The sequence below is a fragment of the Pantoea sp. AS-PWVM4 genome (assembly GCF_000468095.1).
Lineage (GTDB): Bacteria > Pseudomonadota > Gammaproteobacteria > Enterobacterales > Enterobacteriaceae > Pantoea > Pantoea phytobeneficialis.
This window is the reverse complement of the sequence record NZ_ASZC01000029.1, coordinates 25,354-40,378: the sequence shown is the minus strand read 5'-3', so window position 1 is coordinate 40,378 and position 15,025 is coordinate 25,354. Positions and strand designations below refer to the sequence as shown.

Genomic DNA, 15,025 nt, shown 5'->3' with positions numbered 1-15,025 from the left:
CTACGGCACAAGATCGAGTCTTAAGCGGCGCGACAAGCTGCCTCCGTTTCGTGTAACGGGTAGCTAACCAGTTACAACTTCAAGATACAAGCGGCGCGATAAATCGCGCCGTTACAGGGGAGTGAAACTCACAAAGCGGGTGCCCTGCATTTTCAGCTCGCCCTTCACCCCTTTATCCATCTGATGATAATCCCCGGCATTGACGACCAGCTTGAAATCGCCCGCGCCATTCAGCGGGTGAAACCAGGCTTCATAACGCATATCTTCCCCGGCAATCACTTCACGCTGGCGCGAACGGCGATTGGGTGACGGATACTCACGTTTGGTTTTGATTTCTACACTCAGGGTTTGGATCGGGGAAGCATCGTTCACCGCCGTTTCACGGCGTTGCTTGATAAACTGACGGGTCGCCAAAACAGCAATAATCGCCAGAACGATAAAAAAGAGTAGCGGTGGTTTGCTCATGTTTTCTCTCGTGCTTTGCGTTAATGTCGGAAAGGTAAAGAGGCCCAAGCATACAACCAGAGTTGCCCGATTGTCACATTCACCGCCGGTAACTTACACTGGGATCGCGTTTTTGGGAAAATTCATCAGACTGGCGGACATCACGTCCAGAAAAGGGAGAAAACATGCTTTGGTCTTTCCTTGCCGTACTTTTTTCCGGTTGGCTCTATGTCGATGCAACTTACCGCGGCCCGCAGTGGCAACGTTGGTTATTTAAACCCGTCACCCTGTTGCTGCTGGTGGCCTGGGCCTGGCAAGCGCCTACCTTTAACCCCACCGATTACCTGATTCTTGCCGGCCTGGTCGCTACGCTGGTTGGCGATGCGCTGACGCTGTTGCCTCGCCAGCAGATGCTGTATGCGCTGGGGGCTTTCTTCCTCTCGCATCTGCTCTACACCATCAGCTTTGCCGCGCATATGACGATCAGCTTCTTCTGGCCGGTACCACTAACGCTGCTGATTATCGGCGTGCTCTTGATTGCCATCATCTGGAGCAAGCTGGAAGAGTTGCGCTGGCCGGTGTGCACCTTTATCGGCATGACGTTGGTCATGACCTGGATGTCCGCTGAAAATTACTTCTTCCGCCCGACGGATTACAGCTTCTCACTCATGGTCGGTGCCGCATTGCTGCTGCTGGCGAATATCGTCTGGTTTATCACCCACTATCGTCGTCGTTACAGCCCGGATAGTGCCATCGTTGCCGCCTGCTACTTTGCCGGTCATTTTATGATCGTGCGTTCTTTGTGGCTCAATTGAAGAAAAAGTAAGCTCCAACGCTTGACTCTGGAGTGCACTCCAGAGTGTAGCATCAGGGTACGGACCTTTGTCCGTCCCTGAATCCGGAGGTTACATGCATCAACATTCCCACGCCTGTCGTTGTGGTAAAAGCCATAGCAAACCGCAGCCACTTTGTGGCATTAGCCGCACGCGCCCGGTGACGTTACAGATTTCCGCCGCACAGCCAGTCACGCCGGACAGCAACTGTAGCTGCTGCGATAACGGCAGTCCCGGCGGTGGCGACGCCGACGAAGAGAGCGACAGGTCCGGCCCTGACACCCAACAATTCCGCTGGCAAATTGCCGGGATGGATTGCCCGAGCTGCGCACGCAAAATCGAAACTGCCGTACAAAAACTGCCGCAGGTGCGCAACGCCCGTGTCATCTTCGCCAGCGAGAAACTGGTGGTTGACGCTGAAAATGATATCCGTCCGGCGATCGAACAGGCGGTAAAAAATGCCGGTTTCCGCCTGACCTCCACCGAGCCACAACCCCAACCAGGCCGTTTACGGGAAAATGCCGGATTGCTGCTGCTGGCGCTATTGATGCTCGCCAGTTGGCTCCTCAGCATGGCTGCTCCGGTCTGGGGCGATCGCCTGTTTGTTGTGACCACCTTAGTCGGCCTGCTGCCGGTGGCCCGCAGCGCATGGCGTCTGCTACGTAGCGGTTCCCCTTTCAGTATCGAAACCCTGATGACCCTCGCCGCTGGCGGTGCGCTGGTGATTGGCGCCCATGCCGAAGCCGCGATGGTCTTGCTGCTGTTCCTGCTGGGCGAACGGCTGGAAGCCTATGCCGCCACTCGCGCCCGTCGTGGTGTGACCGCGCTGATGGCGCTGCGCCCGGATACCGCTACCCGCGTGCGTGGTGCACAGCGTGAACAAGTCGCGCTGGCGGATTTACGCCCCGGCGATGTCATTGAAGTGGCTGCGGGTGGCCGTTTGCCTGCCGATGGCGAGTTACTTGCCAGCGCTGCCAGCTTTGACGAAAGCGCATTGACCGGCGAATCGTTGCCGGTAGCACGCCAACCTGGTGAGACAGTGATGGCCGGAGCCACCAGCGTCGACCGTCTGGTAACGCTACAAGTGATCTCGGAACCCGGCCACAGCGCTATTGATCGTATCCTGCAACTGATTGAGGAAGCAGAAAGCCACCGCGCACCGGTCGAACGCTTTATCGATCGCTTTAGCCGCCTTTACACACCGGCGATTATGCTGCTGGCGCTGCTGGTGATGACGCTACCGCCGCTGCTCGCTGGCGGCGACTGGCTGCCGTGGATTTACAAAGGTTTGACGCTGCTGCTGATTGGTTGCCCTTGTGCACTGGTGATCTCTACCCCGGCAGCTATTACCTCTGGGCTGGCTGCTGCGGCACGTCAGGGAGCGCTGATTAAAGGGGGAGCCGCGCTGGAAAGACTCAGCCGCGTCACCATCATGGCGTTTGATAAAACCGGCACCCTGACCGAGGGTAAGCCGCAGGTGACCGACGTGGTACCCTTTGGTGATGCCCAACCTGAAACCTTGCTGACGTCAGGCGCAGCGGTGGAACTTGGCTCCAGTCACCCGTTGGCAATGGCTATCGTCGCGGAAGCCAGCCGTCGCCAGCTTTCCCTGCCTGAGGCCCGCGATCAACGTACGTTGCCCGGTAGCGGCATTGCAGCGCAGATTGCGGGCATCAGCTATCAATTGCTGGCCCCGCGCGAAGTGAAAAACCTGCTTGAGGATCAGCAGCAAACCATCGCGCAGCTTGAAGCCGAAGGCAAAACCGTGGTGGTGCTGTTGCAGGATGCCCGCCCGCTGGGTGTGCTGGCGTTGCAGGATAAGTTACGAAGCGAGGCCGCGAGCGCCGTAGCGGCGCTACAACAACTCGGTGTCAGCAGCCTGATGCTGACCGGTGATAATCCGCGTGCTGCCGCCGCCATCGCCGCAGACCTGGAGATTGATTATCGCGCGGGCCTGCTGCCTGCTGATAAGGTTGCCGCGGTACGCGATCTGGATGCACAACAATCGCTGGCAATGATTGGCGATGGCATCAATGATGCCCCGGCGATGAAAGCCGCTACCATAGGGATTGCGATGGGCAGCGGCACCGATGTTGCACTGGAAGCAGCCGATGCGGCCCTGACGCAAAACCGGCTGGCGATTCTGCCGCGTACCGTGGCGCTGGCACGCCGTACCCGCCGCATTATCCGTCAGAATATCGCGCTGGCGCTGGGGCTGAAGGCCTTGTTCCTCGTCACCACGCTACTCGGCTTTACCGGCTTGTGGCTGGCAGTGCTGGCGGATTCCGGTGCCACCGCGCTGGTGACTGCCAATGCGCTGCGGTTGCTGCGTTCACGTTAAGCTGCGCGCGGATGCCCTCAGGCGTCCGCGCCTTTCTGGATCAGGTACTGATACGGCAGGCTTTCCGTCTGCTGTGCCAGCAACGTATGCTCCATAAAACGGCAAAAGCCGGGAATATCACGCGTGGTCGCCGGATCGTCGGCGATAATCAGCAGGGTTTCACCCGCCTGCATCTGGCGCACGGTTTTGCGCACCATCATCACCGGCTCCGGGCAGCGCAGGCCAAGTGCATCCAGGGTGTGGTCCGGCGCGGAAAAGGGATCGCTCATGATTCTCTGTCTGTTTTCAAGGGAGGGCGCTCATTCTAGCGCGCTAAATCATCAGCGCAAGGCGATAACGATTGCGTTAATATTAACCATTGCATAAATCGCACAACGCGATAAGATGCCGCCGATTTTTTATTAACCACCGCAGCAAACTGCGGTACTGGGTTCCCTCACCCCAACACTAAAAAGGCTCAACATGATCGCTTTTTCTCCGCGTCAGCGCATGCATGCGCTGTTCTGGCTGTCGCTGTTTCATCTGCTGGTGATCACTTCCAGTAACTATCTGGTGCAGTTGCCGGTGGCCATTTTTGGCTTCCACACCACCTGGGGTGCGTTCAGCTTTCCGTTTATTTTCCTCGCGACCGATCTCACCGTGCGTATTTTTGGCGCGCCACTGGCGCGACGCATTATTCTGGCGGTGATGGTGCCGGCGTTGTTTATCTCTTACATCGTCTCCTGCGTGTTTTATCAGGGCGAATGGCAGGGTTGGGCGTCACTGGAGCAAGTGAACCTGTTCGTGGCCCGTATCGCCAGTGCCAGCTTTATGGCCTATGCATTGGGACAGATTCTGGATGTACATGTATTTAACCGTCTGCGTCGTCTGCCGCAGTGGTGGATTGCACCCGGCGCAGCCATGTTCCTCGGTAATATCAGCGATACGCTGGCGTTCTTCTTTATCGCCTTCTACAAAAGTCCGGACCCGTTTATGGCTCAGCACTGGGTGGAAATCGCGCTGGTGGATTACAGCTTCAAAGTAATGATCTGCATGCTTTTCTTCCTGCCAGCCTATGGCGTACTGCTGAACGCAACCCTGAAGCGTCTGGCTGAGCGTTCGGCCCAGCGTCAGCTCAATTTCGGTTAATTCTACGTAGTACCCTCGCCGTACCCACGCTAAGATTTCCTGACAAACCGGCGGTTGCTTTTGACCGCCGATTCCGATTTGATAATCGCGGACTGGAATCTTGTTATAGGGAAAAGAATGCGTAACTTAGTGAAATATGCGGGCATTGGCCTGCTGGTGCTTGGCCTCGCGGCCTGTGACCAGAAAAAAGATGACGCGGCAGCGGCGGACAACGGCGCCACTGCCAGCCAGTCAACCCAGACGGTGAGTCTGCTGGATGGCAAACTGAGCTTTACCCTGCCTGCGGGGATGTCGGATAAGAGCGGCAAATTGGGTACAGAATCCGCCAACATGCATGTCTACGCCGATCAAACCGGCGCGCGCGCGATTATCGTGATTGCCGGTGACCCAACCAATGAAGCGCTGGATTCTCTCTCCCAGCGTCTGGAACAGCAGCAACGCAACCGCGATCCGCAGTTGCAGGTGGTATCGAACAAAGCGGTAACGCTGAGCGATCAACCGGCCCAGCAGCTGGATACGGTGATTTCTGCCAACCACCAGACCTCCTGGTCTTCGGTGATTCTGGCGAAGGTCGACGGCAAACTGCTGACCCTGCAAATTACCCTGCCAGCGGATAATCAGCAGCAGGCGCAGAGCGATGCCGACAGCATCGTGAAAAGCATCACGCTGAAATAACACGCGTAGCGGCGCAATTTATCGCGCGTCTTTTTGGCCGTAGTAACTTGAGCCTGAAAGCACGCGCAATAAATTGCGCCGCTACAATCATTTGCGCGATGAATCGCGCCGCTACAAATTAACGTGTCGTTATAACCTCACTGGCGAAATATGCCAGATCTCATCGGCATACTCCTGAATGGTACGATCCGCCGAAAAATAGCCCATATTAGCGATATTCAGCGCCGCACGTCGTTGCCACTCATCCGGCTGACGATAGAGTTTGTCCACCTTATCCTGGGTATCCACGTAGCTGCGATAATCCGCCAGCAATTGATAGTGGTCGCCAAAGTTCACCAGCGCATCGAACAGGTTACGATAGCGACCTGGATCCTGCGGGCTAAACAGACCACTGGCAATCTGCGTCAGCGCCTGATGCAGCTCCTCATCCTCTTCGTAGTATTTACGGGGGTTGTAGCCATCTTTGCGCAACTGCTCGACCTGCGGCGTGGTGTTACCGAAGATAAAGATATTCTCCGCACCGACATGTTCGCGCATCTCGACGTTGGCCCCATCCAGCGTACCAATCGTTAACGCGCCGTTGAGCGCAAACTTCATATTACTGGTGCCGGAAGCCTCCGTACCCGCCGTGGAGATCTGCTCGGAGAGATCCGCCGCCGGAATAATGATCTGCGCCAGGCTAACCCCGTAGTTAGGGATAAACACCACCTTCAGCTTGTTTTTCACCTGCGGATCGTTGTTGATCACCTTCGCGACATCGTTGATCAGATGAATGATGTGCTTCGCCATGTAATAGGCGGAGGCCGCTTTACCGGCAAAAATATTCACCCGAGGTACCCAATCTGCATCGGGATCGGCCTTGATGCGGTTGTAGCGGGTGATAACGTGCAACACGTTCAGCAGCTGGCGTTTGTACTCATGGATGCGTTTGATTTGCACATCAAACAGCGCATGAGGGTCCAGCACAATATCGAGGTTTTTTGCTACCCAATCCGCCAGGCGTTTTTTGTTGGCAAATTTGGCATCGGCGATCTGCTCAATAAACGCCGGGAAATCGATTTGCGGCGTCAGGTCGCTGAGTTGGCTAAGGTCGGTGCGCCAGTTGCGGCCAATCGCCTCATCCAGGACTTCTGAAAGTGCCGGGTTAGCCAGAGCCAGCCAGCGGCGTGGTGTGACGCCATTGGTTTTATTACAGAAACGTCCCGGGAACAGACGAGAAAAATCGGCAAACAGCGACTGCACCATCAGGTTGGAGTGGAGTTCGGAAACACCGTTAACCTTATGACTGACCACCACCGCCAGCCATGCCATACGGACCTTGCGGCCATTGTTCTCATCAATGATTGAGATACGTGACATCAGATCCCAGTCATCCGGATAGTATTCCTGAATGGTTTTCAGGAAATAATCATTAATTTCAAAGATGATGCTGAGATGACGCGGCAGGATCTTGCCGATCATATCCACCGGCCAGGTTTCCAGCGCCTCAGTCATCAGCGTGTGGTTGGTGTAGGAGAACACCTGGCAGGTGACTTCAAACGCATCGTCCCAGGAAAATTTCTGCTCATCAATCAACAACCGCATCAGTTCGGGGATCGCCAGCACCGGGTGGGTATCGTTGAGATGGATGGCGATTTTATCCGCCAGGTTGTCCCAGGTTTGGTGCATCTGCCAGTGACGGTTCAGGATGTCCTGCACCGTTGAGGAGACGAGAAAATATTCCTGGCGCAGACGCAGCTCGCGACCGGAATAGGTGGAGTCGTCGGGATAAAGCACACGCGACACGTTTTCCGAGTGGTTTTTATCTTCCACGGCGGCAAAGTAATCGCCCTGATTGAACTTACCCAGGTTGATTTCGTTACTGGCCTGCGCGCCCCACAACCGCAGCGTGTTGGTGGCATCGGTATCAAAACCGGGCACGATCTGATCATACGCAATGGCCAGGATCTCTTCGGTTTCGATCCAGCGCACCCGGCTGCCTTCGTGTTGCAAACGGCCACCAAAACGCACTTTGTAGCGGGTGTTAAAACGCTGGAATTCCCACGGGTTACCATATTCCAGCCAGTAATCCGGCGATTCGCGCTGCTGGCCGTCGACAATATTCTGCTTGAACATACCGTAATCGTAACGGATGCCGTAGCCACGCCCCGGCAGGCCGAGGGTCGCCAGTGAATCGAGGAAACAGGCGGCGAGACGTCCCAGACCACCGTTGCCAAGGCCGGGATCGTTCTCTTCTTCCATCAGTTCGCTGAGATCCAGCCCCATCTCATCCAGCGCCTGATTGAGATCGTCGTAAATACCCATCGCCAGCAGCGCGTTGCCCAGGGTGCGGCCCATCAGGAATTCCATCGACAGGTAATACACCTGACGTACATCCTGCGACAATTGCGCCCGGCTGGAACGTAGCCAACGTTCCACCATGCGGTCGCGCACTGCCAGCAGCGCGGCGTTGAGCCACTCGTGCTTATTGGCGATGGAAGGGTCTTTACCGATGGTAAACATCAGTTTATAGGCTATCGAGTGCTTCAGCGCATCAACCGTCAGGGTGGGTGAGGCATAGGTGAAAGGTGCGTTCATATCAAGTATCCCAATCTCTCATTACAGCAAACGTTGATAAAGATCGCGGTAGGCTTGTGCTGCCACCTGCCAACTAAAATCCATCCCCATCGCCTGACGCTGAACATAACGCCAGAGGGAAGGACGGGACCACAGTACAAAAGCGCGCCGAATCGCTCTGAGCAGCGACCAGGCATTACTGTCTTCAAAGCTGAAACCACTGGCGATCCCATCTGCCAGGTTTTCCAGCGAACTGTCATTCACCGTATCCGCCAGACCACCGGTACGGCGTACCAGCGGCAGCGTGCCGTATTTCAGACCATAAAGTTGTGTCAGGCCACACGGTTCAAAGCGGCTGGGCACCAGAATCACATCCGCGCCGCCGACAATGCGGTGCGAGAAAGCCTCGTGATAGCCAATCTGCACGCCAACGCTGCCGGGGTGCTCAGCCGCCGCCGCCAGAAATCCCTGCTGTAATTCGGCATCTCCCTGCCCCAACAATACCAACTGGCCGCCCTGCGCCAGTAAACCAGGCAGCGCTTCCAGCACCAAATCCAGACCCTTCTGCCGGGTTAAGCGGCTGATTACACAAAATACCGGTACTTTGTCATCGACCTTCAAGCCCATAGCAATTTGCAGCTGACGTTTGTTCTCCGCCTTGCTCTCCAGCGTGTCCCGGTCGTAACGCGCGGTCAGCAGCAGGTCATGCGTCGGGTCCCAGATCGCCGGATCAACACCGTTCAACACGCCACTTAACCGTCCTTCACGCAGACGCTGCGCCAGCAGCGCTTCCATACCATAGCCAAACTCCGGGCGGGTGATCTCCAGCGCGTAAGTCGGGCTGACCGCCGTAATATGATCTGCATAAAACAGGCCAGCTTTGAGATAAGAAATTTGCCCATAAAACTCCAGGCCATGCATGTTGAAGAATGATCGCGGTAACTGGATCTCCTCCATATGGCGCGCTGAAAACAGCCCCTGATACGCCAGGTTATGCACGGTAAACACCGATTTCGCCGGGCGGCCTCGCGCCTCCAGATAGGCGCAGGTTAACCCGGCATGCCAGTCATGCGCATGCACGATATCTGGCCGCCAGAAGGTGTCCAGTCCACAGGCGATTTCACAGCCCATCCAGCCGAGCAGCGCAAAGCGCAGATAGTTATCGACGTAGGCAAACTGTGATTCATCGTGGTACGGGCTTCCCGGACGTTCATACAATCCCGGTGCATCAATTAAATAAATGCCAACACCGTTGAAATGTCCAAAAAGTAAGCGAACAAACCCAGCAAAGGTTGGCAGCTCCGCCACCACTTCCGTATCCGGAATCCCTCTACGCAGGTCAGGATACGCGGGAAGTAAGACCCGCGTATCCGTACCACCGGCAATTTGTGCCTGCGGTAAAGCGCCGACAACATCAGCCAACCCGCCGGTTTTCAACAACGGGAAAAGTTCTGAACAGACATGTAAAACCTGCATCCTGGACCCCTTTTGTGATATCGCTCGCGTTCCACGCGTCGATTGTCTGTGTGCTTTTTCGTCACCGGCCAACGGCACCCGCCAGTTTGGCTAACATGGCGCGCGTCACCAGCACGATGCCCTCTTCTGAACGGTAAAAACGGCGGCTGTCTTCATCGGGATTTTCGCCAATCACAATGCCTTCCGGCAGCACGCAGGCGCGGTCAATCACGCAGCGGCGCAGACGGCAGGAGCGGCCAATCACCACATCGGGCAGCAGTACCGAAGAATCGATGTTGCAAAAAGAGTTCACACGTACGCGCGGGAACAGTACCGAGTTCACCACCACGGAGCCCGAGATAATGCACCCGCCAGAAACCAGCGAGTTCATCGTCATACCGTGGCTACCGGAACGATCCTGCACAAACTTCGCCGGTGGTAGCGGCTCCATATGGGTACGGATCGGCCAGCCGTGGTCATACATGTCCAGTTCCGGTGTGACGGAGGCCAAATCCAGATTGGCGCGCCAGTAGGCTTCGAGCGTTCCGACATCGCGCCAGTAGGGTTCGGCAGCTTCGTCGCTTTGCACGCAGGACAGGGTGAAGGAGTGCGCGTAGGCGTCGCCGCTGGCCACAATTTTCGGCAGCAAATCTTTACCGAAATCGTGATTGGACTCAGGTATCTGGGCGTCTTCTTCCAGCAGCTGGTAGAGATAATCCGCGTTAAAGACATAAATCCCCATACTGGCCAGCGCCTTGCTGTCATCGCCGGGCATTGAGGGGGGAACAGGCGGTTTTTCCACAAAATCGACCACGTTGTTCTCGGTATCCACCGCCATCACGCCAAAGGCAGTGGCTTCCTCCAACGGCACTGGCAAGCAGGCGATGGTGCATTTGGCACCACGATCGACGTGATCCAGCAGCATGCGCGAATAATCCATTTTGTAGATATGATCCCCGGCGAGGATCACGATGTACTGGGCGTTATACCGACGAATGATGTCGAGGTTTTGCGTTACCGCATCCGCCGTCCCACGATACCAGTGCTCAGTGGAGAAGCGCTGTTGTGCGGGCAACAGATCAACAAACTCGTTCATCTCTTCGTTGAAAATCGACCAGCCGCGCTGGATATGCTGCACCAGCGTGTGTGACTGATATTGCGTGATCACGCCAATGCGCCGGATGCCCGAGTTGAGGCAATTGGAGAGTGCAAAGTCGATGATGCGGAACTTCCCGCCAAAGTGCACCGCCGGTTTGGCGCGTTTGGCGGTCAGGTCTTTCAGGCGTGTGCCGCGTCCTCCGGCGAGGATCAGCGCCACCGTCTGCGTAGGAAGCTGGCGTGCCAGCATCAGATGATCTGTTCTATCTAAATTCACCATGTCTGACTCCTTATGATTGTTTCAGGAACACACACACACCGTGTGCGGGCCCGTGCCAGACAGTTGTCAAAATGGGGTTATCTTCCCCGGCGAAAGGAGGAATGGCACGCCACTCTCCGTCTGGTAAGGCGAGGTCACTCACCGCATCCGTGGCGTTAATTGTTATTAACCAGCGGCCGGAGAGCAGGATCTGCATTCTGTGCGTCCCCTGTTCCCACTCCTCATTCCCCAGTGGTTTGCCGCTGGCATTGAACCACCGTACGTTGCCATCGCCCTCCTGCCACCAGCGATCTGCCGTGAGCGCGGGAATGCGCTTACGCAGATGAATTAACGCGGCAGTGAAGTCGACCAGTCCAGAATCATCCTGTTGCCAGTCCAGCCAGGTCAGCGGGTTGTCCTGACAATACGCATTGTTGTTGCCATGCTGGCTGTGACCACGTTCATCACCCGCCAGCAGCATCGGCGTACCCTGCGCCAGCAGCAACGTCGCGAGCAGCGCATGCACGCTGAGCCGCCGTCGCTCGACAACATCGAAACTGACATGCAGCCCTTCATGACCGTGGTTATCGCTGAAGTTGTTGTTGCTGCCGTCGCGATTGTCTTCGCCGTTAGCCTGATTGTGTTTATGGTTGAAGCTCACCACATCGCGCAGCGTAAAACCGTCGTGTGCGGTGATCAGATTGATACTGGCGTGCGGCAGACGTGGCGCACGCTGAAAAACATCGCTGGAGGCGGCAAAACGTCGGGCAAAATCACCGTTGCTCAGCCCGCCGTGTAACCAGAAGCACCGCGTTGCATCGCGAAAGTGGTCGTTCCACTCGGCAAAGGTTGGCGGATAGTTACCGACCTGATAGCCGCCGGGACCGACATCCCAGGGTTCGGCGATCAGTTTCACTTTTGACAAAATCGGACAGGCTTTGATGGCAGCGAAGAGCGGCGCATCCTGGCGGAAATCCGGCGTACGCCCCAACACCGAGGCAAGGTCGAAACGAAAGCCATCAATATGGCAATCGCGCACCCAGTGGCGCAGCCCTTCCAACACCCATTCCATCACCTGAGCATCGCTGAGATTCAGCGTATTGCCGCAGCCGGTCCAGTTATGGTATTCGCCCTGCGCGTTAAGCCAGTAATAACTGGCGTTATCAATGCCGCGCATCGCGATCACCGGGCCAAGCTCATCCAGTTCGGCGGTGTGGTTGAACACCACATCAAGAATCACCTCAATACCCGCCGCATGCAGCCTTTTTACCGCCTGCTGAAACTCCTGCAACGGCGTCAAACCGTCTTCGCCGGAGGCGTAACGGGGATCGACCGCCCAGAGTGCCACCGGGTTGTAGCCCCAGTAATTGCTGAGTCCCAACCGCAGTAAACGCGGCTCGCTGGCAAAATGGGCAATCGGCAGCAGCTCCAGCGCCGTGATACCAAGATGGCGCAGATACTTCACCATAACAGGATGACCCAGTGCCGCATAAGTCCCGCGTAGTCTTTCCGGAATTTCCGGATGTAACTGAGTCAGCCCACGGACATGCGCTTCATAAATCACCGTTTTCCCCCAGGGGGTGCGCAACGGCGTGTCTTCATCCCAGTCAAAATCTTCGGCGATGACCAGTGATTTGGGCGCAATGCCAGCATTATCCTGCTTGTCCGGCAGGGTCGTGCCGTTGAAAAAGCGCGGATCGTCCGGCACATCGCCAACCACCGCTCTGGCGCAGGGATCAACCAGCAATTTCTTCGGATTAAAACGATGCCCCTCAGCAGGCGACCACGGGCCATGCACGCGGTAGCCATAGCGTTGCCCCGGTTTCAGCCCAGGAAAGTAGCCGTGCCAGATATCGCCACTGCGTTGTGGCAGCGGGAAGCGACGCTCAACGCCGTGCTGATCAAACAGGCACAGCTCCACTTTTTCCGCATGGCGGGAAAACAGCGTGAAGTTGACACCATGACCATCGTAATTTGCGCCCAGCGGTGCGGGCTGCCCGCTCTCCAGCATTATTCTCCCTCCCGCACCAACCAGACTGTCGCCAGTGGCGGCAGGGATAGACTGAGGGATTGTCCCCGACCGTGGCTCGGGATGTCGTCAGTGTGTACCTGATGATTACGCACATCGCTACCGTGGTAGTCATGCTGGTCGGTATTGAGTACTTCTTGCCAGCGACCAGCCTGATTGACGCCAAAGCGGTAATGGGGACGTGGTACCGGCGTAAAATTGCTGACCACAATCACCTCATTGCCGTCACGATCGCGCCGCACGAAGGCAAACACCGAGTTTTCATGGTCGTCGACCACCAGCCACTCGAACCCCTGCGGGTCGAAATCCAGCTGATACAGCGGCGAATAGTGGCGATAGGTATGGTTAAGATCGCGTACCAGCCGCTGCACGCCGTGGTGCCAGTTATCCGCCCCTTCCAGCAGATGCCAGTCGAGGCTGGTGTCGTGGTTCCACTCTTTGCCCTGGGCAAATTCACCGCCCATAAACAGCAGCTTCTTGCCCGGGAAGGCCCACATCCAGCCGTAATAGGCGCGCAGGTTAGCGAATTTCTGCCACGGATCACCCGGCATGCGATCGAGAATCGAACGTTTACCGTGTACTACTTCATCATGCGACAGCGGCAGCACGAAGTTTTCCGTGTAGTTGTAGAGCATGCCGAAGGTCATCAACTGGTGATGGTAGCGGCGATGCACCGGGTCGTGTTTCATGTAATCCAGCGTGTCGTGCATCCAACCGAGGTTCCACTTAAACCAGAAACCAAGACCACCCGCTTCCGGTGGACGCGAAACGCCGGGATAGTCAGTGGACTCTTCGGCTATCGTGACAGCGCCCGGCGCTGCTCGCCCCAGGGTGCGGTTGGTATAACGCAGGAAGGAGATGGCCTCCAGATTATCGCGGCCTCCATATTGGTTGGGTATCCACTCACCTTCAGCCCGGCTGTAATCGCGGTAAATCATCGACGCCACCGCATCCACACGCAGCCCATCAATACCAAAGCGCTCCAGCCAGTACAGCGCATTGCCGGAGAGGTAATTACTCACTTCGCGGCGACCAAAGTTGTAGATCAGCGTGTTCCAGTCCTGATGGTAGCCTTCGCGCGGGTCGCTGTGTTCATACAGCTCGGTGCCATCAAACTTCGCCAGCCCAAAATCATCGCTGGGGAAATGGCCCGGTACCCAATCCAGCAGCACGTTGATGCCCGCCGCATGCGCACTGGCGATGAACTCGCGGAACTCATCGCGGGTGCCAAAGCGGCGAGTCGGCGCATACATGCCGAGCGGCTGATAACCCCAGCTACCGTCAAACGGATGTTCATTAATCGGCAACAGCTCGATATGGGTAAACCCCATCTCTTTGACATACGGGACCAACTGCTCCGACAGCTCCTTGTAGCTGAGCCAGAAGTTGTTCTCGGTATGCCGCCGCCAGGAACCCAGATGTACTTCGTAAATGGAGATCGGCGCATCGAAGGCATTCGCGGCTTTGCGCTGCGCCGTCATCTCGGTTTTTGGCGGCAGGCCGCAGATCATCGACGCCGTTTGCGGGCGCATCTGCGCTTCAAAGGCAAAGGGATCGGCTTTGATACGCAGTTGGCCGAAGGCATCGATGATTTCGAATTTGTAGAGCTGGCCGTTGAACGCACCGGGGACAAACAGCTCCCAGATACCCAGTTCACGGCGGAAACGCATCGGATGGCGCCGTCCATCCCAATAGTTAAATTCTCCCACCACCGACACGCGCCGCGCATTGGGTGCCCAGACGGAAAAACGCGTACCGCTGACACCATCAAGGGTGGTGCCATGTGCCCCCAGGGTTTCATACGGACGTAAATGGGTGCCTTCAGCCAGCAACCAGGCATCCATCTCTTGCAGCAATGGCCCGAAACGGTAGGCATCATCAATCAGATTTTGCTGGCCGTGCCAGTTCACCGCCAGTTGGTAGCGAAACAGATTTTTTCGGCGCGGGATGACGCCACTGAAGAAGCCGCGTGAGTCAAAACACTCCAGCTGAGCGCATTTACGCCCGGTGTTGGTTTCTATCACCCACACCTCTGACGCGTCGGGCAACAAGGCCCGGACTTCCAGACCTTGCTCAGTCTGGTGCATTCCCAGCAGGGAAAAAGGATCGGAATAATTGCCCGCAAACAGGGCATTGATCGCCTGGCGATCGGGAAGCTCTGACATGATTTCTTCCTGTGACATTTGGCAGGCGAACTGCGTCAGACG

11 protein-coding genes are annotated in these 15,025 nt (G+C 56.6%); 4 read left to right on the top strand and 7 right to left on the bottom strand.

Annotation, left to right across the window (positions count from 1 at the left end; translation table 11 throughout):
* Window positions 1-111: 111 nt before the first annotated feature.
* Window positions 112-465: a DUF2500 domain-containing protein gene (locus L579_RS21655; RefSeq protein WP_021186278.1), complete on the bottom strand. Its 354-nt coding sequence runs from the start codon at window positions 463-465 to the stop codon at window positions 112-114.
* A gap of 164 nt (window positions 466-629) precedes the next feature.
* Here L579_RS21655 and L579_RS21650 point away from each other — a divergent pair, with 164 nt between their 5' ends.
* The gene (locus L579_RS21650) at window positions 630-1,259 is read left to right on the top strand and encodes a lysoplasmalogenase (protein WP_021186277.1); all 630 of its coding nucleotides are present in this window, start codon (window positions 630-632) and stop codon (window positions 1,257-1,259) included.
* Between the two features lie 94 nt (window positions 1,260-1,353).
* Window positions 1,354-3,618 (top strand): zinc/cadmium/mercury/lead-transporting ATPase, encoded by a 2,265-nt coding sequence (locus tag L579_RS21645; RefSeq protein ID WP_021186276.1) that lies wholly within the window; start codon window positions 1,354-1,356, stop codon window positions 3,616-3,618.
* A gap of 17 nt (window positions 3,619-3,635) precedes the next feature.
* On the opposite strand, the gene tusA is transcribed toward L579_RS21645, so the two are convergent.
* The gene (gene tusA / locus L579_RS21640) at window positions 3,636-3,887 is read right to left on the bottom strand and encodes a sulfurtransferase TusA (RefSeq protein WP_021186275.1); all 252 of its coding nucleotides are present in this window, start codon (window positions 3,885-3,887) and stop codon (window positions 3,636-3,638) included.
* A 193-nt stretch (window positions 3,888-4,080) separates the two neighbouring features.
* On the opposite strand from tusA, the gene L579_RS21635 reads away from it, so the two are divergent.
* A complete protein-coding gene (locus L579_RS21635; protein WP_021186274.1) occupies window positions 4,081-4,746 on the top strand; it encodes a 7-cyano-7-deazaguanine/7-aminomethyl-7-deazaguanine transporter in 666 nt (221 codons plus the stop codon).
* Between the two features lie 117 nt (window positions 4,747-4,863).
* A complete protein-coding gene (locus L579_RS21630; protein ID WP_021186273.1) occupies window positions 4,864-5,421 on the top strand; it encodes a DcrB family lipoprotein in 558 nt (185 codons plus the stop codon).
* A 129-nt stretch (window positions 5,422-5,550) separates the two neighbouring features.
* Here L579_RS21630 and glgP read toward each other — a convergent pair whose 3' ends face one another.
* From glgP to glgB, 5 genes are all read right to left on the bottom strand, one after another.
* A complete protein-coding gene (gene glgP, locus L579_RS21625) occupies window positions 5,551-7,998 on the bottom strand; it encodes a glycogen phosphorylase (protein WP_021186272.1) in 2,448 nt (815 codons plus the stop codon).
* Window positions 7,999-8,019: 21 nt separating this feature from the next.
* Window positions 8,020-9,453, bottom strand: a complete 1,434-nt coding sequence (glgA, locus tag L579_RS21620; protein ID WP_021186271.1) for a glycogen synthase GlgA — start codon at window positions 9,451-9,453, stop codon at window positions 8,020-8,022.
* 61 nt (window positions 9,454-9,514) lie between these two features.
* The gene (glgC, locus tag L579_RS21615; RefSeq protein WP_021186270.1) at window positions 9,515-10,810 is read right to left on the bottom strand and encodes a glucose-1-phosphate adenylyltransferase; all 1,296 of its coding nucleotides are present in this window, start codon (window positions 10,808-10,810) and stop codon (window positions 9,515-9,517) included.
* A gap of 10 nt (window positions 10,811-10,820) precedes the next feature.
* Entirely contained in the window at window positions 10,821-12,800 is a 1,980-nt protein-coding gene (glgX, locus tag L579_RS21610; RefSeq protein WP_021186269.1) for a glycogen debranching protein GlgX, read from the bottom strand.
* Window positions 12,800-14,983, bottom strand: a complete 2,184-nt coding sequence (gene glgB / locus L579_RS21605) for a 1,4-alpha-glucan branching enzyme (protein ID WP_021186268.1) — start codon at window positions 14,981-14,983, stop codon at window positions 12,800-12,802. Before glgB ends, glgX begins: the two co-directional genes overlap by 1 nt.
* Window positions 14,984-15,025 lie beyond the last annotated feature (42 nt).